The organism is Marinobacter sp. M-5, from assembly GCF_032911545.1.
GTDB classification, from domain to species: domain Bacteria; phylum Pseudomonadota; class Gammaproteobacteria; order Pseudomonadales; family Oleiphilaceae; genus Marinobacter; species Marinobacter goseongensis.
The window spans coordinates 1,999,526-2,019,757 of sequence record NZ_JAWJEK010000001.1 but is presented as its reverse complement, the minus strand read 5'-3'; the positions used below and the strand labels follow the sequence as shown (position 1 = coordinate 2,019,757).

Sequence of the window (20,232 nt, the reverse complement as noted above, 5' to 3'; positions counted from 1 at the left end):
CTTTAGCCCCGCTTCGGGCGCTGCTATCTTTGTCCAAAATTCTGGTTTGGCGGGATGAATTTTCCGTCTGGCAATCAAATGATGGAACATCATGAACCCTAATTATCTGGATTTCGAACAACCCATTGCCGACCTGGAGGCGAAGATTGAAGAGCTTCGCATGGTGGGTAATGACACCGACATCAACATTTCCGATGAAATCAACCGGCTGAAGAACAAGAGCGTCAGCCTGACGGAAACCATTTTTTCCGATTTGCAGCCATGGGACGTGGCGCGCCTGGCCCGCCATCCACGCCGTCCCTACACCCTTGATTACATCGAAATGATCTTTGACGACTTCGACGAATTGCACGGTGATCGCCGATACGCGGATGATCTGTCGATCGTGGGCGGCACTGCGCGGCTGGATGACAAGCCGGTGATGGTGATTGGTCATCAGAAGGGCCGGGAAGTGCGTGACAAGGTCAAACGTAATTTCGGCATGCCGCGCCCCGAGGGTTATCGCAAGGCTCTGCGCCTGATGGAAATGGCCGAGCGGTTCAAGATGCCGATCCTGACCTTCATTGACACGCCAGGCGCCTACCCGGGCATCGGGGCCGAGGAGCGTGGCCAGAGTGAGGCCATCGCCTTTAACCTGGCCGTGATGTCGCGTCTCAAAACGCCCATTATCTCTACGGTGATCGGTGAAGGTGGCTCCGGTGGTGCGCTGGCGATCGGGGTCTGTGACCAGCTCAACATGCTGCAGTATTCCACCTACGCGGTTATCTCGCCGGAAGGCTGCGCCTCCATTCTGTGGAAAAGCGCTGAGTACGCAGCCCAGGCTGCTGAAGCCATGGGTGTGACTGCGGATCGCCTGAGGGATCTCGGGTTGGCGGACAACGTCATCAAGGAGCCGCTCGGTGGAGCACACCGCAATCCGGAAAAAATGTCCAAGGCGCTCCGTGCAACGCTCAAGAAAGGTGTTGCCGAACTGAGTCGTTTGCCCACTGATGAGCTGGTGTCCCGCCGTTACGAGCGGCTGACCCGATATGACACCGGGCGGTAAATCCGCAGCGGATTTCTCCTGGCCGGCGGAGCTGATCGATGCCGTCAGGCACCTGCCCGATGCGTCACGAGTGTGGGTCGCCCTCAGCGGCGGCCTCGACTCGGTTCTCCTGCTCCACTTGATTTCTCACTGTTGCACGGACCGGACGCCGGTTCTGGCTGTGCACGTCAATCACCAGCTACAACACAATGCCGCTGAGGTGGAGCAATTCTGCCGCGACTTGTGCGCGCGATTGAGTGCGCCACTGACCGTCGAGAAGGTCTCGGTACCGGTCAACCTTGGCCCCGGCACCTCCACCGGGGGTGTTGAAGAAGCCGCGCGCCATGCCCGCTACAACGTATTCGAGCGTGTTCTGCAGCCCGGCGAATTGCTGCTGATGGCGCATCATGGTGACGACCAGGCCGAAACGGTGCTGTTCCGGTTGTTGCGGGGCAGTGGCGTGGGCGGCCTGGCCGGCATGCCGTCAAACCGTTCGCTGGGGCAGGGGCAGCTTCACCGTCCACTTTTGGCGTTCAGCAGAAGGCAGATTGAGGGCTGGGCGCGGGAGGCCGGGCTGCGGTGGATGGAGGACCCGAGCAACAACGATCAGACCTACGACCGTAATTTTCTGCGTCATTCGGTCATGCCCCTGCTGAAATCCCGCTGGCCCTCTCTGATCAAGCGTCTGGGGCACAGCGCGCGCGCCTGCGGCGAGCAGGAGGCGCTGGCGGCATCGCTCGCACAGATCCACTACGCCTCCGTTGCCGGTGGTGAAGGGCGGCTGCGCGTGGCGCAGATGCTGGGCTTAAGCCACGTGGAGCAGAAAAACCTGCTGCACTGGTGGATAACCCGCGGTGGATACCGGTTTCCGACCGTTGCCAACTGGGGGCAAGCACTCAACGACCTGTTGCTGGCTGCGCCGGATAGAGAACCCGAGTTTTGCGGTGAGGGTTACGCGCTGCGCCGATTCCATGGCTGGATCTACCTGGTGCCGGACGAGCCCTCTGACCCGGTTGTGACGCAACCATTGTTGCCGGGACAGCCGGTCACCCTCGGGCGCTTGCGACTGGCGCTGCAACCCGGAGCTAACCCGGACCGCACGCCGCCGCCAATACGGATATCTACGAGGAAGGGGGGAGAGCGCATCCGGCCGCGTCCGGACGGCCCGTCGAAACCGCTGAAAAAATGGCTGCAGGAGCAGCGTGTCCCGCCCTGGGAAAGAGGCGGAATACCGCTGGTTTTCGAGGGCTCGGCGGAGGCCGGTGAGTTGATTGCCGTTGGCGATCTGTGGCTTTCCGGTAGATACTGTGGGGAGGCCCCGGCTGCCGGCTGGCGCATCGTTGTGGAGCGGGAATGTGATTGAGTAAGAGGGGGCTTTCTGGTAGTCTGGCGTCCCATCTTGAGATGACAATCTCCCTCCTTCACCGAACCAGACAAATCACGGAATTTGCATGACGCGTTATATTTTCGTCACCGGCGGTGTCGTGTCCTCCTTGGGGAAAGGTATCGCATCAGCCTCGCTGGCTGCGATCCTCGAGGCGCGCGGCCTGAAGGTCACTATTCTCAAGCTGGACCCGTACATCAACGTGGACCCCGGCACCATGAGCCCGTTCCAGCACGGTGAAGTATTTGTCACCGAAGACGGCGCGGAAACCGACCTTGACCTGGGCCACTACGAGCGCTTCATTCGTACCCCCATGAGCAAGCGTAACAACTTCACCACCGGCCGGGTGTATGAGGAAGTGATCCGCAAGGAGCGCCGTGGTGATTACCTCGGCGGTACCGTTCAGGTCATTCCTCACATTACCGACGAGATCAAGCGTCGTGTGGTTGAAGGCGCAGCCGGCGCCGATGTGGCGCTGATCGAGATTGGCGGCACAGTGGGTGACATCGAGTCACTGCCGTTTCTCGAGGCCTGCCGTCAGCTCAAGGTGGAAGTGGGCGCCCAGCGGGCGCTGTTCATGCATCTCACCCTGGTTCCGTACATCGCCACCGCCGGCGAAATCAAGACCAAGCCGACCCAGCACTCGGTGAAGGAAATGCGCTCCATCGGCTTGCAGCCGGATATTCTGCTGTGCCGCTCCGAATACGAAGTGGATGCCAGTTCCCGTCGCAAGATTGCGCTGTTCACCAACGTGGAAGAGCGCGCGGTGATTCCGCTTCAGGACGCCAAGTCCATTTACGCGATTCCGCGGATGCTGCACGAGTATGGCCTTGACCAGCTGGTCATTGAACGCTTCAGCCTCGACGCCCGCCCTGCAGATCTGAGCGAGTGGGATGAAGTGGTCGACTCGCTGATGAACCCCCAGAACGAAGTCACCATCGCGATGGTGGGCAAGTACATGGAGTTGCTGGACGCGTACAAGTCGCTGATCGAGTCCCTGCTCCACGCGGGCATCAAGACCCGCACCAAGGTCAATATCAACTACATTGATTCCGAAGACATCGAGCGTGATGGCACCGACGTGCTGCAGAGCGCAGACGCCATCCTGGTGCCGGGCGGCTTCGGCGAGCGCGGCGTGGAAGGTAAAATCCGTACCGTGCAGTACGCTCGTGAGAACAAGGTGCCTTACCTGGGCATCTGCCTGGGCATGCAGGTTGCGGTGATCGAGTACGCCCGCAACGTCGCCGGCCTGAAAGACGCGCACAGCACCGAGTTCCGTCAGCACACCCCGGAACCGGTGGTCGGCCTGATCACCGAATGGCTTGATGCCAGTGGCGAGCGTGAAGAGCGCACCCAGGAATCGGACCTCGGAGGCACCATGCGCCTCGGCGCGCAGGACTGCGTGCTGACCGAGGGCTCTACCATTGCCAACTGCTACGGCAAGAAAACCATCCGTGAGCGTCATCGTCATCGGTACGAAGTGAACAATCATTTCCTGCCGAATCTTGAAGGTGCCGGGTTGCAGGTGTCCGGCCGCTCGACCGACGGTCGTCTGGTGGAAGTGGTCGAGGCTCCGGATCATCCCTGGTTCGTGGCGTGTCAGTTCCATCCGGAATTCACGTCAACACCCCGTGACGGACACCCCCTGTTCAAGGGCTTTGTCCAGGCAGCACTGGCCCACAAGAAGGAATCCTGAGCATGGCCCGGAGTACGGTCAACGTTGCAGGTATTGAGGTCGCCAACGACAAGCCTTTCGTGCTGTTCGGTGGCATGAACGTTCTGGAATCGGCAGAGCTGGCCATGGAAGTGGCAGAGGCGTATGTGGAAGCCACCCGCAAGCTGGGTATTCCCTACGTATTCAAGGCCTCCTTTGACAAGGCCAATCGCTCCTCCGTCAACTCGTTCCGTGGCCCCGGGCTCGACAAGGGCCTGCAGATACTGGCAGACATCAAAAGCCGGTTCGGCGTTCCCATCATTTCTGATGTGCATGACCCTGCTCAGGCAGCGCCTGCGGCTGAAGTCTGCGACATCATCCAGTTGCCGGCATTCCTGAGCCGCCAGACCGATCTGGTGGTGGCGATGGCCAAAACCGGCGCAGTGATCAACATCAAGAAAGCCCAGTTCCTGGCGCCCCAGGAAATGAAGCACATCATCACCAAGTGCGAAGAAGCAGGTAACGACAAGGTGATCCTGTGCGAGCGGGGCAGCAGCTTCGGTTACAACAACCTGGTGGTCGACATGCTGGGCTTCGGCATCATGAAGTCGATGAACGTGCCGGTGATGTTCGATGTGACGCATTCCCTGCAGATGCCGGGTGGCCGCGCCGATTCCGCCGGTGGCCGCCGTGCCCAGGTGACGGATCTGGCGCTGGCGGGCATGTCCCAGGGGCTGGCAGGCCTGTTTCTGGAGGCTCACCCGGACCCGGACCAGGCCAAATGCGATGGCCCCTGCGCCCTGCGCCTGAGCCAGCTGGAGCCATTCCTCCAGCGGGTGAAAGCGGTGGATGATCTTGTTAAGAGTTTTAAACCTATCGACACCGCCTGATTGGCGGTGTTCGTTTTTGTCCTGCTCTAGACGAATCAACGAGTTAAAACCTTTAAGACATTGAAAACCTGGAGAGCCAGAAGAATGACCAAGATTGCCAACATCAAAGCCCGTGAGGTTCTGGATTCACGCGGTAACCCGACCGTAGAAGCGGATGTGACTCTGGAAGACGGAACGCTGGGTCGTGCCTGTGCGCCATCAGGTGCTTCCACCGGCTCCCGCGAAGCTCTGGAACTGCGTGACGGTGATGCGTCCCGCTACCTTGGCAAAGGTGTTCGCAAGGCCGTTGGGGCGGTGAATGGCAAGATCCGTGAGGCACTTGTCGGGAAAGATGCCGCCGATCAGCGTGGTCTGGATAACACCATGCTGGACCTGGACGGTACCGAGAATAAAGGCAACCTCGGCGCCAACGCGATTCTTGCAGTGTCCCTGGCGGCCGCCAAGGCAGCGGCGATTTCTCTGGGCAAGCCGCTTTATGAGCACATTGCCGATATCAACGGGACCTCTGGCAAGTTCTCCATGCCGGTGCCGATGATGAACATCCTCAATGGCGGTGAGCACGCGGACAATAACGTCGATATTCAGGAGTTCATGGTTCAGCCGGTGGCGGCCAAGAGCTTCGGTGAGGCCCTGCGTATCGGCGCCGAAATCTTCCACAGCCTGAAGAAAGTGCTGAAAGCCCAGGGCCTGAACACCGCGGTCGGTGACGAGGGTGGTTTTGCACCCAACCTGCCGTCGAACGAAGCGGCGCTGGCGGTCATTCAGGAAGCGGTCGAGAAGGCCGGGTACAAGCTGGGTTCCGACGTCACCCTGGCGCTGGACTGCGCGTCTTCCGAGTTCTACAAGGACGGCCAGTATCAGCTGTCTGGTGAGGGCAAGAGCTTTGATTCCGAAGGCTTCGCCGATTACCTGGCAGGCCTGTGCGAGCGCTATCCGATTGTGTCCATCGAAGACGGCATGGACGAGAGCGACTGGGACGGCTGGAAGATTCTCACTGACAAGCTGGGCAGCAAGGTTCAGTTGGTCGGAGACGACCTGTTTGTCACCAATACCCGAATCCTCAAGCAGGGTATCGACAAGGGCGTGGGCAACTCCATCCTGATCAAGTTCAACCAGATCGGCAGCCTCAGCGAGACCCTCGACGCCATCAAGATGGCTCAGGACGCGGGCTTCACTGCGGTCATCTCTCACCGTTCCGGTGAAACCGAAGACACCACCATCGCCGATCTGGCGGTAGCGACTTGCGCAGGCCAGATCAAGACCGGCTCCCTGTGTCGCTCCGATCGTGTCGCCAAGTACAACCAGTTGCTGCGTATCGAAGAAGCGCTGGACGGCAAGGCGCCCTACCGTGGTCTGAGTGAAATCAAAGGGCAGGGCTGAGGCCTTACCCGCGTATTTTTTACCTGTGTGAGCGTCAACCCCAGGTAACAAAATGTTAAGGCCATCGTGTTCTGAATGAAGTTTCAGTCACGATGGCCTTTTTACACAACCATTTAGAAGAATTTGTTGTTAATCTACTTTAGCGTCTATACTCACCATCCGGTGTTGGTTTTTTGTTCGGGTTTGATAAACGGAATTTGCAATGAAGTTGCTCTGGTCCATTATGGCTGTCTTGATACTCCTGCTGCAGGTCCGCCTGTGGATCGGGGAAGGCAGCTTTGCGCAGGTTTGGGCACTGGAGCAGTCTATTGCCGAGCAACGGGAAGAGAACGAGGAATTGTCTGTTCGCAATGAGCGTCTTTATGCGGAAGTGCGTAACCTGCGCAACGAGCAGGGCGCCGTCGAAGAGCGCGCCAGAATGAACCTGGGCCTGATCCGTGATGACGAAACGTTCTTCCTGGTCGTGGAAAACTGATCAGTTGCCATGACGCACCCCCGCTTCTGGTTGATTGTACCGGCCGCTGGCATAGGCCAGCGCATGCAGTCCGAGTGCCCGAAGCAATACCTCAGAATTGATCAACGCTTCATCCTCGATATTACCTTGTCCCGCACCCTCAACGCGGCACCTTTTGCCGGGTGTGTGGTCGCGCTCCACCCTGACGATCGCTGGTGGCCATCGACGGAAGCCAGCAAGAATCCCTGTGTTCAATCCTGCCCGGGTGGCTCCGAGCGTGCCGACTCGGTGCTGGCAGCGCTTTCGGCGCTGGCAGGGCAGGCGGCGGATGACGACTGGATACTGGTTCATGACGCAGCGCGCCCGTGCTTGCACCGGGATGACCTTGCCCGGTTGATGGCGGGTCTTCGCGATCACCGTGTGGGCGGTCTGCTGGCGGCGCGGGTGGCGGATACCATCAAGCGCAGCAATGACTCCCACCCACCGCAGGTTCTGGAAACCGTTGATCGCAGCAATCTGTGGCGCGCCCTGACCCCTCAGATGTTCCGCTACTCGACGCTGGTTGCGGCACTCGAGCATGCCCTGCAAGCCGGACACCCGATCACGGATGAATCCTCAGCTGTCGAGTTTTCAGGTAACATACCGGAATTGGTAGAGGGTCGGCCGGACAACATCAAGATTACGGTCCCGGCGGATCTTGCCCTGGCGAGCTTCATTCTCAGCCAGTTCTGAAACACCTGCATTTTCCGGGAAGTTCACTTATGCGTATTGGTCAGGGCTTTGATGTCCACGCCTTCTGTGACGGCGATTTTGTTACCCTCGGCGGCGTGCGTATCCCGCATCACCAGGGGCTGAAAGCGCACTCTGATGGTGATGTGCTTTTGCATGCGCTGGCCGACGCCTTGCTGGGTGCGGTCGCACTCGGCGATATCGGCCACCTGTTTCCGGACACCAGCGACGAGTGGGCAGGCGCCGACAGTCGTGATCTGCTCCGGCGCGTGGTGGCCAGAGTGCACGAGGAAGGTTACAGCGTGGTGAATGTAGACACCACGGTCATTGCCCAGGCACCCAGAATGGCTCCTCATGCCGAAGCGATGCGTTTGAACATTGCCGAAGATCTTGGCATTCCCGCCAGTCGTGTCAGTGTGAAAGCGACCACGACAGAAAAGCTGGGCTTTACCGGCCGCAGTGAGGGTATTGCAAGCCAGGCAATCTGCCTGCTGGAAGCGGTGACCTCGTGAGCACTCCATACGATAACCTGGCGGGCTGGCGGCTGGACTGGCCAACGTCGCGTGGAACACGGATCGCCTCCGCCTTGCTCAAAAGCGCGCCGGCGGACTTTCGGGTGGTTGAAGATCTTGGTATGACCGGATTTCCCGAGGGGGGCAATCCGGAGCGGCAAGAGGCCGGTGGCGAACACCTTTGTGTGTTTCTCGAGAAGACCGGTGACAACACCGAATACGTGGCTCGGCAACTGGCTCTGTTGTCCGGTTGTCGTCATTTCGACGTGGGATTCTGCGGGCTCAAGGACCGGCATGCGGTGACCCGTCAATGGTTCAGCCTTTACCGCCCGGGGCTGGAAGCTGAGGACGAGGAGTTCATCGGCCAGGTTAGCGAGCGATGGCAGGTAGTTGCCAGCAACCGCTTCGTGCGGAAGTTGCGCCGGGGTGACCACCGGGGCAACCGTTTCGGAATCACCCTGCGTGATGTTCGTGGTGACCGCGCCGCTATTGATGAAGCGTTGTCGGCACTGGCCAACTTTGGTGCTCCGAATTATTTCGGCCCCCAGCGGTTCGGTCATGACGGTGCCAACCTCGATCGGGCGCTGACCGTGGACCCGACCAGGCTCAATCGGTCCGGCCGCAAAGGCGGGAAAAAAGGCAGCCGCGGTCGCAAGGGCTCTGGCAGTCAGGACAGTAAAAACGTATTGTACTTTTCTGCTGCCCGGTCGTGGCTGTTCAATGAAGTGCTGGCCAGCCGCGTTGCCGACGGCAACTGGCGCCAGGCGATGGACGGCGAACCCGGTTCCGATGCAGACTGGGCAACCGGTCCTCTCTGGGGGGACGGTGGAACCGCAGCGGTCGCCGGCCAGGGCGCGTTGGAACGGGACATCGTGTCCCGGACACCGGGGCTTGAGGCCCTGTTTTCGGTGACCCGGATGAAGCCCGAGCGTCGGCCCCTGATTGCGCTGCCGCAGGCGTTGCAGTGGCAATGGTTGCAGGAAGGCGTGCTGGAAATCGGCTTTTGGCTGGCGCCCGGGCAATACGCCACGACCGTACTGGCGGACGTATTCGAATTACGAGACGGGGCATCAGACCCCGCATAGAAAAATATCCGGGCGGGTAATCTGTAGCCAGATGCGATGACCCGGAGTGCAAAGGCTAGCGGAGAAAATTGTGCGCATACTGTTATCCAACGATGACGGTGTTCATTCACCGGGTCTTCAGGCGTTGTATGAGGGCCTGGCGGGTATTGGTGAGCTGGAAGTTGTTGCCCCGGACCGGGATCACAGCGGCGCCAGCAATGCCCTGACCCTGAGCCGACCGCTCACGGTTGAAGAACACCCGAACGGGTTCCGGTCGGTAGACGGAACACCCACGGACTGTGTCCACCTGGCGGTGAATGGCCTTTTCAGCCAACCGTTCGACCGGGTTGTGTCGGGTATCAACACCCACGCGAATCTCGGTGACGACATCATCTACTCCGGAACCGTCGCCGCTGCCACCGAGGGCCGAAATCTGGGGTTGCCGGCGATAGCGGTGTCTTTGGTCAATGAAGGGCACTTCCATTACGCAACCGCGGCCCGTGTGGTAAGGATGCTCCTGGAGGGGAAAAAGCCGTTGGCACTGGGTCCACGCTGCATCCTGAACGTCAACGTACCGGATGTGGCCTGGGACAGAATCGCCGGGTTCCGGGTGACCCGCCTGGGTCACCGGGATCGTGCCGAGGGTGCCATCCCCATGACGTGCCCCCGAGGCAAGGAACGCTACTGGATCGGCGCCGCCGGGCAGGGCAGCGATGCCGGTCCGGGTACAGATTTCCATGCGGTGCGTGAAAACTACGTGTCAATCACCCCGGTTCATGTCGACATGACACGCCACGAGGCGCTGTCACCGTTACGAGAGTGGGTCGACGACGTGAACGCCGGGGAGAAATCGTGATGGTTGCAGAGCACCAGGGCATTGGCATGACTTCCCGCCGAACCCGTATGCGTCTGATTCAGCGCTTGCGTGATGCGGGCATAAAAGATGAAAAGGTACTGGCGGTTATGGGAGATATGCCTCGCCACATATTTCTGGATGAGGCACTCTCTCATCGTGCCTATGAGGATACCTCGCTGCCCATCGGCTATAACCAGACACTCTCCCAGCCCTACATTGTTGCCAGGATGACCGAGATTCTGATGCAGCATGAGCCGGCCCGGGTGCTTGAGCTCGGCACCGGCTCCGGCTACCAGACCGCCATCCTGGCGCGCCTCGTGGATCTGGTGTTCAGTGTTGAGCGGATCAAACCCCTGCAGGACCGGGCGCGTGACCGGTTGCGCCAGCTTGAGCTGCGCAACACGCTGCTCAAGCACGCGGATGGTGGCATGGGCTGGCCCGATAAAGGCCCTTTCGACGGTATTATGTTGACCGCAGCGCCCAAGGAAATCCCGTCTGAACTGAAATCACAACTGGCAGACGGCGGCGTCATCGTGGCGCCGGTAGGTGAAACTGATCAGACCCTGGTGAAAATGGTTCGCCGCGGCGACAGCTTCGAGATCACTCGAATAGAAGCCGTGAATTTCGTACCCCTGCTTGGCGGGGTCATACGGTGACCGACCCGCAGCGAGAGCATCGTCTGCCCGCGGTGTTCCTGCGGGGCATGGCCATGGGCGCAGCGGACATCGTGCCCGGAGTCTCCGGTGGCACCATCGCGTTTATCACGGGCATTTATTTCCGCTTGCTAGAGGCTATTAACGCGGTGCCCGGGGCCGTCATCGGCTCGCTCTTCCGCGGTGATCTGAAGGGCTTCTGGCAGCGTTGTGACGGCAATTTCCTGGTGTGCCTGCTGGTGGGCATACTGATGAGCATCGCGACACTGGCCTCGGCCATCAGCTATGCCCTGAACGAGCATCCCATTCTGATCTGGAGTTTCTTTTTCGGGCTGATTGTAGCGTCGGTCTGGCATGTCGGCCGTCAGATCCGGTCTTTCTCCGCCTTTCTGCTGCTTCCGTTGGCCGCCGGAATCGCTGTTGCCTGGGGGGTGACCACCCTGCCGGCCGGTCAGGTCGACCCGTCCGGGCTGGTCTTCTTCGGGGCGGGCGCCCTGGCAATTTGTGCCATGATCCTTCCGGGCATTTCCGGCAGTTTCATTCTCGTCATTATCGGGATGTATGCGCCGGTTCTTGATGCAATCCGTCACCTTGAAGTGGGACTTCTGCTGTTGTTCGCTTCCGGGTGTGTCATTGGCATCCTCTCCATCGCGCGGCTCATCACCTGGGCGTTTCACCACTTTCATGATCCGGTGTTGGCGCTGCTGACCGGTTTCATGATCGGTGCCCTCAACAAAGTCTGGCCCTGGAAGGAAACCCTGAGCTGGCGAACCAACAGTTCCGGAGAGCAGGTCGCGCTGAATGAGGCCAGTGTCAGCCCTGGCTACTATGCCGATATTACCGGTCTTGATCCGCAGCTTATGCTGGCGGTGACCATGGCTGTTGGCGGCTTTGCCCTGGTGTTGCTGGTGGAGTGGATTGGCTCCCGCAACCGCGCCGGGTGAGGGGGTGGTGTTACTTTTCGATCAGTCGTCGTGTGTGAACCGGTAACAGATGTGGCCGCAGAGTAACTTGGCATTGGCTATAAAATGTGCAATATATTAGTGAGTTACTCCAACAACTTTAGAATCTGCCGTATTGTTCATACGGAATTTTCATAACAGGACAGTTCTTATACCTGTGAGATTTTGTTCGCGTGGGTTTCCCCAAGCTGGCTTATCAGCCTGTCTTCGGCTCCTTTCCGGTGCCAGGAACGTCCTGTTGTCTGTCTTCTCTTCTCGCCGCTGTGCTCTGATTCCAATCGTGTTGGTGTTGGTGGCTACGCCATTGTTATTGACCGGCTGCAATACCAGCGCTATTTACCAGGACGACGCCTACAACCCACCGGTCTTCTGGGGGCGCCATGTGGTGAAGCCGGGAGAAACTCTGTACAGCATTGCCTGGCGCTACGGGCGGGACTACCGCGAACTCGGTAGCGCCAATGGTATTGACGCCCCATGGACCCTGAGAGCCGGCCAGGTGCTGCGCCTGGATGTTCGCGGAAAGGTCACCGCCGGAACGCAGACCGGAAGCGTCCGCAAGCCTGCCGCGAAGCCCCCCACACCGACGGTGGCCAAGACGCCACCCAAGCCGCAATCAAAGCCCAGGGTTTCGAAAGCGCCGAATAAACAGTCGCCCATTGGCAATCAGACCCAGACGGTGTCGAGCATAAACTGGCGCTGGCCGCACGTTGGCACCGTAATTGCAGGTTACTCAACATCCGGTAAAGTCAATAAAGGTGTTGATATTGCTGGAAAACCGGGGGATGCTGTAAAAGCAGCGGCCGGCGGCAACGTGGTATACGCCGGAAGTGGATTGCTTGGTTACGGCAATCTGATTATTGTGAACCATAACGAGCACTATCTGAGTGCTTACGCCCACAACCGCAAGATTCTGGTGCAGGAAGGGGAGGATGTAAAAGCCGGGCAGGTTATCGCAGAGCTCGGAAGCAGCGGTTCGGATCGGCCCAAATTGCATTTCGAAATTCGTAGGAATGGCAATCCGGTAGATCCCATGCATTACCTGCCGCCACGCTGACCGTGAAACGCTAGCCAGCGAAAGGGGAAACCCGGCACTGACAGAAACAGCCGACAGTGAACAACAAAAACAAGGGTTACAGGGGTTGTAACCAGCCAATAGCTAAATGTCCTGAAAAAAGCGAATACAGCAGGCGCTCACAATAATAAGAAGTCGTGAGCGACAAACCAGGATGATAGACAGGCGGGGCAAAAGACATGTCAGCAGAACAAGATGAACTCATCATCGACCGCGTGAGCGATATTGAAGACGCCGAAGAACAGCTTCTGGCGGAAGACAAGGTCGAGAAAGACACTTCTGACACCGAGGTGGCAGAAGTCCAAGAAGGAATTCCGGCCCAGGGCCGTTATTTCACCAGCCAGAAACAACTCGATGCGACTCAGCTTTATCTGAACGAGATTGGTTTCTCTCCACTGCTTACTCCTGAAGAAGAAGTCTACTTTGCCAGACTGGCCCGCAAGGGCGAGGAGTCCGGTCGTAAGCGCATGATCGAGAGTAACCTGCGGCTGGTGGTGAAAATAGCGAGGCGATACGTCAACCGCGGTCTGACGCTGCTGGATCTGATCGAAGAGGGCAACCTCGGTTTGATTCGCGCCGTCGAGAAATTCGATCCCGAACGCGGTTTCCGCTTTTCCACTTACGCGACCTGGTGGATTCGGCAGACCATTGAGCGGGCCATCATGAATCAGACCCGGACGATCCGGTTACCGATTCACGTGGTCAAGGAATTAAATCTTTACCTCCGTGCCGCCCGTGAACTGACCCAGAAGCTGGATCACGAGCCGTCGGCGGAAGAAATTGCCCGCATGGTCGACAAGCCGGTGAACGATGTGAAGCGCATGCTCGGCCTGAACGAGCGGGTGGCATCCATGGACACACCCATCGGTGCTGGCGGTGAGAAGTCTTTGCTGGACACCGTCGCCGATGAAGGCGCGTCAGACCCCGCCGATCTGCTGCAGGACAACAACATGTGTTCCTGTGTCGAGAAGTGGATTGATCAGCTCAGCGACAAGCAGCAGGAGGTACTCTCTCGCCGGTTCGGTCTGCGGGGTTATCCGGTCAGTACGCTGGAGGAGGTCGGGCAGGAAATCGGTCTGACCCGGGAGCGTGTGCGACAGATTCAGGTTGAGGCGCTGCGTCGCCTGCGGGAGATCCTGGAAAAAGAAGGCTTGTCCGGCACCCTGTTGTTCAAGTAAAGGTTAGCGTTCTGTCATCCTCTAAAGCCGGCCATGGAAAGTGGCCGGTTTTTCTGTTTCAGTGACCCCTCAAATGAGAACCAGGTTACGCAAAGCCGCGTGCCCCCCCTGCTAGAATGGCGTTCCGGGCAGGGAACGGCTGTCGACACCCGGTAGAACAACTAAAAAAATCTCATAAAAACGACTGAAAAGGAAAGGACGATGAAGAAGGCTTTATCAACAGGCTTTGTCTCACTGCTATTGACCGCTGCCCTGGCAGCACCGGCGTCAGCCCTGACGGTGGAAGGTGTCGACGTCCCGGACACCTATTCTGCCATGAACACTGAGCTCAAGCTGAACGGAGCAGGTACCCGTTCAAAATGGTTCATGGACCTCTACGTTGGCGGCCTGTACGTGCCGGAAACCATTGATGACGGCGAAGCGATCATCAATGCGGACGAGCCCCAGGCTATTACCCTGCACATTATCTCAGGGATGATTACCAGCGAGCGCATGACCGAAGCGACCATGGAGGGTTTTGTAAGCTCGACCGACGGCGATCTTTCGGCCATTCAGAGTGATGTGGACCAGTTCCTGTCGGTCTTCGAGGAAGAGATCAAGGAAGGGGATGTGTTCGATCTGGTTTACCTGCCGACAGAGGGCGTACGGGTCCTGAAAAATGGCGAGGTTCGTGATACCGTCGGGGATCTGCAATTCAAAAAAGCGCTGTTTGGTATCTGGCTGTCTGACAAGCCGGCGCAGAAAGATCTGAAAGAGAAAATGCTGGGTCAGCGATAGTCTCAGAGCGTGTATTGTTGCCGGGCACCCTGCTGTACCCGGCAGCAGCGGACGTTTACAGGTAGTCCCGCTTCTGTTTGAACTCGCAAAGATCCTCGATGATGCAGGCGCCACATTTCGGTTTTCTCGCGGTGCAGGTGTAGCGTCCGTGCAGGATCAGCCAGTGATGGGCGTCCAGAAGAAACTCCCCGGGCACCAGCCTCACCAGACGTTTTTCCACCTCTAGCACATTCTTGCCCGGTGCGATGCCGGTCCGGTTCGACACCCGGAAGATATGGGTGTCCACCGCCATCGCGGGTTGACCAAAGGCGGTATTCAGCACCACATTGGCGGTTTTGCGACCCACACCGGGGAGTGCTTCGAGGGCTTCCCGTTGATCAGGCACCTCGCCACCGTGCTGTTCCAGAAGAATCCGGCAGGTTTTAATCACGTTCTCGGCTTTGCTGTTGAACAGTCCGATGGTTTTGACGTACGCCTTCAGCCCGTCCACCCCCAGCGCCAGGATGGCTGCCGGGGTATTGGCAACCGGATAGAGTTTGTCCGTCGCCTTATTGACGCCAACGTCCGTCGCCTGGGCAGACAGAATGACGGCAATCAGTAATTCGAAGGGTGTCGAGTAATTCAGTTCCGTGGTCGGATTCGGATTTTCGGCCCGTAGCCGGGTGAAAATCTCGGTGCGCTTTTCCCGGTTCATATCAGGATACCTGCCCGGTCACGCGAACGCGCTTGCTGCCGGAAACCACCGGCTCGGCCACCCTGGCTTTGCGCCTTTTTTCTGCTTGGTTATCAATGCTGTTTTTCAGGGCAATCAGCAGCCCGAGTCCCACAAAAGCACCCGGTGGCAGAACCATGAACAGCACATCCGGATAGCTGTCCAGCGGCCGGAAGCCCCAATCTGCGGCCACAGGGCCGAGCAGAAGATCCATATCTGTGAACAGCGTGCCCTGACCGATCAGTTCGCGCAATCCGCCAAGGACCACCAGCACCGCAAGAAATCCGAGGCCCATCATGATGCCGTCAAGCAGGGCGGGGATCGGGCCGTTCTTCGAGGCAAAGGCGTCGGCGCGGCCCAGAATGGCGCAGTTGGTCACGATCAATGGAATGAAAATGCCGAGGATCTGGTAAAGCTCGTAGGTGAAAGCCTGCATCAACAGCTCGGCACAGGTCACGAAGGAGGCGATGATCATCACGAAAGCGGGCAACCGCACTGACTCGCTTACGAAGTGACGAATCAGTGAGACCGCCAGATTCGAGCCCATCAGCACCAGCAGTGTGGCCAGTCCCAGGCCGATGGCGTTCACTACTGTGCTGGTGACCGCCAGCAGCGGGCACAGTCCCAGTACCTGAACGAGGGCAGGGTTGTTGGTCCACAAGCCCTCACGAATGATCTCAGCGTTGGTTTTGGTTGCCATAATCAGGATTGCTCCAGGTCACGCGGTTGGCCGGCAATGGCTTCCGGACTGGTCGGATCGGCCTTGATGTCTGGCGCCTCGTTGAGTATCCCGCGAATCTCGGCCCGGTTCTGGCGAAAATAGACGAGGGTTTTCTGAACCGCTTTCACCACCGCTCTCGGCGTGATGGTGGCGCCGGTAAACTGGTCGAAAACACCGCCGTTTTTCTTCACGTTCCAGCGATCAGGACGGGGGTCGCCGAGAGAGCGGCCATTGAAGGACAGAATCCAGTCCGATTTCTTGCTTTCAATACGATCGCCAAGCCCCGGGGTTTCGCGATGACTGGTCACGCGCACCCCCAGCACCCGGCCGTCGGTATCAATGCCGACCAACAGGCGGATGTCGCCGGAATAGCCGTCGGGGGCTACCGCGGGCAGAATCAGGCCCACCGTGCGGCCGCCTTCGCGGGCAATCCAGGCCGTGATGGGGCCATTCAGAGCCAGGCGGTCACTGGCCGGCAATTCGACCGTATCCCGCAGCATATCGTTGTCATGGCGGCTTTCGGGAATGATCTCGAACAACGCTCTGGCTTCGGCGCGGGCTGACTGGTCCGCGATACGTTCTGCCGTCATCACCTGAGTGATCGCAATGGTGCCACCGGTAATGATGGCAAACAGGCCCAGGCCAATGGCGCTTCGACGAACAGACTGTGCAATGGCGGTCATGGCTTACCCCTGTGTCCGGCCAGGAACGCCCCGGCGGGCCTTGTGGTGGCCATAGGTGCGCGGCGGCGTGTAATGGTCAATGAAGGGCACGGCAAAGTTCATCAGCAGCACGCTGAAAGCAACCGCGTCGGGGTAATTGCCCCAGGTGCGGATCACGTAAATCAGCACGCCGATGCCGGCTCCGTAGATCAGTTTGCCCTGGTGACTGGTGGCTGCCGACACCGGATCCGTGGCGATGAAAAACGCCCCGAGCATGGTGCCACCGGCCAGCATATGCAGGCCAAGCGGTGCGTATTGATCCGGGTTGCTGCCAAAGGCCAGACTCATCACGGCAATACCTGCCAGCATACTGACCGGGATGTGCCAGGTGATGATCTTTAGCGCGATCAGCACCAGGCCGCCGAGCAGGAACGCGCCATTGACCCATTCCCAGCCACGGGCCACGCCGTCGCCAAAGGTCGGATGCTGAAGCACTTCTGCCGCCGTGTAGCTGGCAATTTTGTGTTTGTACTCATCCAGCGGTGTGGCCATCGTGAAGGCGTCAACCGCGGTTTGCTGACCAGAGGCGATGATCCCGAGGGTTTCGCCAAACCCGGGAGCGGCCTCCCAGAGCAGCGCGGCCTCAGCCCAGTTGGTGGTCATCGCGACGGGGAACGAGATCAGTACCAGGGCATAGCCCACCATGGCGGGGTTGAACGGATTCGAGCCCAATCCGCCATAAAGCTGCTTGGCCATGACAATGGCGGAGATCACCGCAATGGCGGATACCCAGAATGGCACAAACTGGGGCAGGGACAGGCCAAGCAACAAACCGGTGACCGCCGCGGTGTTGTCTTTCAGAAAAAACGCCAGCGGCTTGCCTCGCACCGCCAGCATGGCAGCTTCTGCACCGAGAGCCACCAGAATGCACCAGACCACATTGATCAGGTTGCCCCACCCGAAGAACAGGGTCTGCGCCAACAGGCCTGGCAGAGCCGCCAGAATTACCCACAGCATCACCCAGGAGGTAGGCCGAGCGTTGCGGGCATGGGGAGAGGACTGCTGTACTAATGCCATGTATGGAAAGCCCTGATGTCCGTTAGTCGGTGGATTGGGTTTCTGAAATTGTCTGTGCAGAGGCATCTGCCAAGGCCTGTTCCGCCCGCTTCACCCGTTCATGATTCTTTGCCACCGCCCGTTCGAGTTTGTCGACGTTGTCTGCCTGCTGGGCTTTGGCGTCGTCCAGCATGGACTGCATGGTGTCCAGTTTGGATCTGGCCTGGGCCAGCTGTTTTTCCAGCTCCGCCCTATCCGGCCTTTCTGCGGGCGTTGGGGCCGTGGCGGTTGCCGAGTCTGCGGAGGTGTCCGCAGCGGCCGGTGCCGCCCCCCCGGATTTCGCTTTCTTGCGAGCCAGAGCTTCCTGGACCAGCGCCGCCTTGGCGGACCGTTCGTCCGTTGCTCCGTTGTCCGCAGCGGCTTTCTCGGCTTCCACTTTTTTACGGGCCTGAGCTTCGGCAGCCGCTTTGGCACGCTCCTGGCGGCGCAGCTCTTTTTCCTGTTGTTCCCGCTCAAGGCGGGCCTGGCGCGCTTCGAAACGCTCCCGGGCACGGTCCGCCTTGAGCTGCTCCGCCTGCTGCACGCGGATCTCGCCTTTGGCAGAACGGTAGTACTGTACCAGCGGGATCGAGCTGGGGCAGACGTAGGAACAGGCCCCGCATTCGATGCAGTCAAAAAGGTTCAGGTGCTCGGCCTTCTCGAACTCGCCCGCTTTCGAGTACCAGAACAGCTGCTGCGGCAGCAGTTCCATGGGGCAGACTTCGGCACATTGGCCGCAGCGGATGCAGGGCTGTTCCGGCGCTGGATCCGGCAGCTCCCGGGCGCTTGCCGCAATCACACAGTTGCTGGTTTTGACGACCGGTACTTCGGGTGTGTTAAGGGTGTACCCCATCATCGGCCCACCGAGTACCAGCCGGTGTAACCGGCTCTCCTGAAGACCGGCTTCGGTCAGCAGGTTGCGGATGGGGGTGCCAATCAGTGCATCAAAGTTACCGGGCTCCGACACCGCTTCTCCGGTGATGGTGACGACGCGACTGGTCAGCGGCTCGCCCTTGAGTACGGCCCTGCCGACGGCAATGGCGGTGCCGACGTTCTGACACATCACGCCAATGTCGGCGGGAATGCCGCCACTGGGCACTTCCATGCCGGTCAGAATACGGATCAGCTGTTTTTCACCGCCTGAGGGGTACTTGGTGGGAACAACCACCACTTCGATCTGGGTGCCCTCTGCCGCCCTGGTCATCGCGGCGATGGCTTCGGGCTTGTTGTCCTCGATGGCCACCACACAGCGCTCCGGGCGCAGAATCCAGGCCATGATCTTGAGACCGTCGACAATCTCGTCGGCACGCTCGCGCATGCTGGTGTCGTCGGCGGTAATGTAGGGCTCGCATTCCGCGCCATTGAGAATCAGCGTGCTGACTTTCCGGTCGCGGGGCGGGCGCAGTTTGATATTGGTGGGAAAGCCTGCGCCGCCCATGCCGGAAATGCCAGCATCGCGTATGGACGCCAGTACCGCTTCACGCTCGAGCTTGCGATAGTCGGGAGCCGGATGACGCTCGCACCAGCGGTCTTCGCCGTCTGGAACGAGGGTGAGGCACCAGTCTTCCATACCGGAGGGATGGGGAACCGGCAGGCGGGCAATGTGTTCGACGGTACCGGAGGTGGGCGCGTGAATGGGTACGCCCATGCCGTCCGATACCTCGGCAATTTTCTCACCTTTCAATACGTGCTGACCCGGTTCCACGATGGCTTCGGCGGGCACCCCGATATGCTGCTGTAGCGGAATCGACAAGCGTTCCGGCAGGGCGGCGCGGCGGATGGCACGGGCTGTGGACTGATGCTTGTTCTCGGCCGGATGGATGCCACCGGCGAAATCCCAGAGCTGTGTCATCAGGCGCTGGCCCCCTGGCGGTCGGTGGTGATGATACTGCTTTCCGGCGGATGCCAGGTCCAGGTGCGAATGCTGGGTTCCACGGTAATCATGTCGATGCAATCCACCGGGCAGGGTTCCACGCACAGGTCGCAGCCGGTGCACTCACTTTCGATCACGGTGTGCATGTGTTTAGCGGAGCCAAGGATGGCATCCACCGGGCAGGCCTGGATGCACTTGGTGCAGCCAATACACTCGTCTTCCCGGATCACTGCAACCCGTTTAGCCTGCTCCACACCGTGCTCTGCATCCAGTGGCTCAGGCTCCACGTCCAGCAAGTCGGCGAGGGCTTTGATGGTGCCTTCACCGCCGGGCGGGCATTTGTTGATAGGGCCACCGTCGGCAATGGATTCGGCGTAGGGCCGGCAGCCGGGAAAGCCGCACTGGCCACACTGGGTCTGGGGCAGCAGGGAGTCAATCTCTTCCACCAGCGGATTACCCTCAACCCGGAAGCGTTCGGCCGCGTAGCCGAGCAGGCCACCGAATACCACCGCCAGCGCCAGCAACACCACAACGGCAACCAGAATACTTGTCCACATAAACCGTTACTCCTGAACCTTCA

21 protein-coding genes are annotated in these 20,232 nt (G+C 59.4%); 15 read left to right on the top strand and 6 right to left on the bottom strand.

From position 1 onward, the window contains the following. The first annotated feature begins 91 nt into the window (after positions 1 to 91). The 15 genes from accA to R0125_RS09160 all read left to right on the top strand — a co-directional run bounded on the left by accA (position 92) and on the right by R0125_RS09160 (position 14,589). Positions 92 to 1,045 (top strand): acetyl-CoA carboxylase carboxyl transferase subunit alpha, encoded by a 954-nt coding sequence (gene accA, locus R0125_RS09230; RefSeq protein ID WP_248184338.1) that lies wholly within the window; start codon positions 92 to 94, stop codon positions 1,043 to 1,045. Further along, positions 1,029 to 2,387 (top strand): tRNA lysidine(34) synthetase TilS, encoded by a 1,359-nt coding sequence (gene tilS / locus R0125_RS09225; RefSeq protein ID WP_317237924.1) that lies wholly within the window; start codon positions 1,029 to 1,031, stop codon positions 2,385 to 2,387. The genes accA and tilS overlap by 17 nt, the downstream gene beginning before the upstream one ends. 88 nt (positions 2,388 to 2,475) lie before the next feature. Continuing rightward, positions 2,476 to 4,104, top strand: coding sequence for a CTP synthase (locus R0125_RS09220; RefSeq protein WP_248184344.1), 1,629 nt, complete (start codon positions 2,476 to 2,478; stop codon positions 4,102 to 4,104). A gap of 2 nt (positions 4,105 to 4,106) precedes the next feature. Next, positions 4,107 to 4,952: a 3-deoxy-8-phosphooctulonate synthase gene (gene kdsA, locus R0125_RS09215; RefSeq protein ID WP_248184349.1), complete on the top strand. Its 846-nt coding sequence runs from the start codon at positions 4,107 to 4,109 to the stop codon at positions 4,950 to 4,952. An 84-nt stretch (positions 4,953 to 5,036) separates the two neighbouring features. Then, the gene (gene eno / locus R0125_RS09210; RefSeq protein ID WP_317237923.1) at positions 5,037 to 6,332 is read left to right on the top strand and encodes a phosphopyruvate hydratase; all 1,296 of its coding nucleotides are present in this window, start codon (positions 5,037 to 5,039) and stop codon (positions 6,330 to 6,332) included. A gap of 202 nt (positions 6,333 to 6,534) precedes the next feature. Beyond that, the gene (locus tag R0125_RS09205; protein ID WP_248184354.1) at positions 6,535 to 6,807 is read left to right on the top strand and encodes a septum formation initiator family protein; all 273 of its coding nucleotides are present in this window, start codon (positions 6,535 to 6,537) and stop codon (positions 6,805 to 6,807) included. Between the two features lie 9 nt (positions 6,808 to 6,816). Further along, on the top strand, positions 6,817 to 7,518 hold the full coding sequence (ispD, locus tag R0125_RS09200) for a 2-C-methyl-D-erythritol 4-phosphate cytidylyltransferase (protein WP_317237922.1): 702 nt from the start codon (positions 6,817 to 6,819) through the stop codon (positions 7,516 to 7,518). Between the two features lie 29 nt (positions 7,519 to 7,547). Further along, positions 7,548 to 8,027, top strand: coding sequence for a 2-C-methyl-D-erythritol 2,4-cyclodiphosphate synthase (gene ispF, locus R0125_RS09195; protein WP_317237921.1), 480 nt, complete (start codon positions 7,548 to 7,550; stop codon positions 8,025 to 8,027). Continuing rightward, the gene (gene truD / locus R0125_RS09190) at positions 8,024 to 9,112 is read left to right on the top strand and encodes a tRNA pseudouridine(13) synthase TruD (protein ID WP_317237920.1); all 1,089 of its coding nucleotides are present in this window, start codon (positions 8,024 to 8,026) and stop codon (positions 9,110 to 9,112) included. The genes ispF and truD overlap by 4 nt, the downstream gene beginning before the upstream one ends. A gap of 70 nt (positions 9,113 to 9,182) precedes the next feature. Then, positions 9,183 to 9,947 (top strand): 5'/3'-nucleotidase SurE, encoded by a 765-nt coding sequence (gene surE, locus R0125_RS09185; RefSeq protein WP_317237919.1) that lies wholly within the window; start codon positions 9,183 to 9,185, stop codon positions 9,945 to 9,947. Further along, positions 9,947 to 10,603, top strand: coding sequence for a protein-L-isoaspartate(D-aspartate) O-methyltransferase (locus R0125_RS09180; protein WP_317237918.1), 657 nt, complete (start codon positions 9,947 to 9,949; stop codon positions 10,601 to 10,603). The genes surE and R0125_RS09180 overlap by 1 nt, the downstream gene beginning before the upstream one ends. Positions 10,604 to 10,650: 47 nt before the next feature. Next, positions 10,651 to 11,544, top strand: coding sequence for a DUF368 domain-containing protein (locus tag R0125_RS09175; RefSeq protein WP_317237979.1), 894 nt, complete (start codon positions 10,651 to 10,653; stop codon positions 11,542 to 11,544). A 286-nt stretch (positions 11,545 to 11,830) separates the two neighbouring features. Further along, a complete protein-coding gene (locus R0125_RS09170; RefSeq protein ID WP_248184530.1) occupies positions 11,831 to 12,616 on the top strand; it encodes a peptidoglycan DD-metalloendopeptidase family protein in 786 nt (261 codons plus the stop codon). A gap of 197 nt (positions 12,617 to 12,813) precedes the next feature. Continuing rightward, complete coding sequence (gene rpoS / locus R0125_RS09165) at positions 12,814 to 13,812, top strand: RNA polymerase sigma factor RpoS (RefSeq protein ID WP_317237917.1); 999 nt, start codon at positions 12,814 to 12,816, stop codon at positions 13,810 to 13,812. A 201-nt stretch (positions 13,813 to 14,013) separates the two neighbouring features. Then, on the top strand, positions 14,014 to 14,589 hold the full coding sequence (locus R0125_RS09160; protein ID WP_317237916.1) for a chalcone isomerase family protein: 576 nt from the start codon (positions 14,014 to 14,016) through the stop codon (positions 14,587 to 14,589). Positions 14,590 to 14,644: 55 nt separating this feature from the next. On the opposite strand, the gene nth is transcribed toward R0125_RS09160, so the two are convergent. The 6 genes from nth to rsxB are packed head-to-tail and all read right to left on the bottom strand — an operon-like array spanning position 14,645 to position 20,209. After that, positions 14,645 to 15,283 carry an endonuclease III gene (gene nth, locus R0125_RS09155; RefSeq protein ID WP_317237915.1) on the bottom strand — a complete coding sequence of 213 codons (639 nt, stop codon included), beginning with the start codon at positions 15,281 to 15,283 and terminating at the stop codon, positions 14,645 to 14,647. A 1-nt stretch (position 15,284) separates the two neighbouring features. Further along, complete coding sequence (locus R0125_RS09150) at positions 15,285 to 16,001, bottom strand: electron transport complex subunit E (protein ID WP_317237914.1); 717 nt, start codon at positions 15,999 to 16,001, stop codon at positions 15,285 to 15,287. A 2-nt stretch (positions 16,002 to 16,003) separates the two neighbouring features. Further along, on the bottom strand, positions 16,004 to 16,705 hold the full coding sequence (rsxG, locus tag R0125_RS09145; protein ID WP_317237913.1) for an electron transport complex subunit RsxG: 702 nt from the start codon (positions 16,703 to 16,705) through the stop codon (positions 16,004 to 16,006). 3 nt (positions 16,706 to 16,708) lie between these two features. Further along, positions 16,709 to 17,761, bottom strand: coding sequence for an electron transport complex subunit RsxD (gene rsxD, locus R0125_RS09140; RefSeq protein ID WP_317237912.1), 1,053 nt, complete (start codon positions 17,759 to 17,761; stop codon positions 16,709 to 16,711). Between the two features lie 22 nt (positions 17,762 to 17,783). Beyond that, positions 17,784 to 19,631, bottom strand: coding sequence for an electron transport complex subunit RsxC (gene rsxC, locus R0125_RS09135; RefSeq protein WP_317237911.1), 1,848 nt, complete (start codon positions 19,629 to 19,631; stop codon positions 17,784 to 17,786). After that, complete coding sequence (rsxB, locus tag R0125_RS09130; RefSeq protein WP_248184382.1) at positions 19,631 to 20,209, bottom strand: electron transport complex subunit RsxB; 579 nt, start codon at positions 20,207 to 20,209, stop codon at positions 19,631 to 19,633. The genes rsxC and rsxB overlap by 1 nt, the downstream gene beginning before the upstream one ends. Positions 20,210 to 20,232 lie beyond the last annotated feature (23 nt).

Bases quoted from the DNA above. Each gene is read 5' to 3' on its own strand.
- rpoS (WP_317237917.1), top strand. From the start codon at position 12,814: ATGTCAGCAGAACAAGATGAACTCATCATCGACCGCGTGAGCGATATT.
- rsxG (WP_317237913.1), bottom strand. From the start codon at position 16,705: ATGACCGCCATTGCACAGTCTGTTCGTCGAAGCGCCATTGGCCTGGGC.
- R0125_RS09205 (WP_248184354.1), top strand. From the start codon at position 6,535: ATGAAGTTGCTCTGGTCCATTATGGCTGTCTTGATACTCCTGCTGCAG.
- R0125_RS09175 (WP_317237979.1), top strand. From the start codon at position 10,651: ATGGCCATGGGCGCAGCGGACATCGTGCCCGGAGTCTCCGGTGGCACC.
- R0125_RS09150 (WP_317237914.1), bottom strand. From the start codon at position 16,001: ATGGCAACCAAAACCAACGCTGAGATCATTCGTGAGGGCTTGTGGACC.
- accA (WP_248184338.1), top strand. From the start codon at position 92: ATGAACCCTAATTATCTGGATTTCGAACAACCCATTGCCGACCTGGAG.
- kdsA (WP_248184349.1), top strand. From the start codon at position 4,107: ATGGCCCGGAGTACGGTCAACGTTGCAGGTATTGAGGTCGCCAACGAC.
- nth (WP_317237915.1), bottom strand. From the start codon at position 15,283: ATGAACCGGGAAAAGCGCACCGAGATTTTCACCCGGCTACGGGCCGAA.
- R0125_RS09180 (WP_317237918.1), top strand. From the start codon at position 9,947: ATGGTTGCAGAGCACCAGGGCATTGGCATGACTTCCCGCCGAACCCGT.
- rsxC (WP_317237911.1), bottom strand. From the start codon at position 19,631: ATGACACAGCTCTGGGATTTCGCCGGTGGCATCCATCCGGCCGAGAAC.
- R0125_RS09160 (WP_317237916.1), top strand. From the start codon at position 14,014: ATGAAGAAGGCTTTATCAACAGGCTTTGTCTCACTGCTATTGACCGCT.
- ispD (WP_317237922.1), top strand. From the start codon at position 6,817: ATGACGCACCCCCGCTTCTGGTTGATTGTACCGGCCGCTGGCATAGGC.
- rsxD (WP_317237912.1), bottom strand. From the start codon at position 17,761: ATGGCATTAGTACAGCAGTCCTCTCCCCATGCCCGCAACGCTCGGCCT.
- rsxB (WP_248184382.1), bottom strand. From the start codon at position 20,209: ATGTGGACAAGTATTCTGGTTGCCGTTGTGGTGTTGCTGGCGCTGGCG.
- R0125_RS09220 (WP_248184344.1), top strand. From the start codon at position 2,476: ATGACGCGTTATATTTTCGTCACCGGCGGTGTCGTGTCCTCCTTGGGG.
- tilS (WP_317237924.1), top strand. From the start codon at position 1,029: ATGACACCGGGCGGTAAATCCGCAGCGGATTTCTCCTGGCCGGCGGAG.
- ispF (WP_317237921.1), top strand. From the start codon at position 7,548: ATGCGTATTGGTCAGGGCTTTGATGTCCACGCCTTCTGTGACGGCGAT.
- eno (WP_317237923.1), top strand. From the start codon at position 5,037: ATGACCAAGATTGCCAACATCAAAGCCCGTGAGGTTCTGGATTCACGC.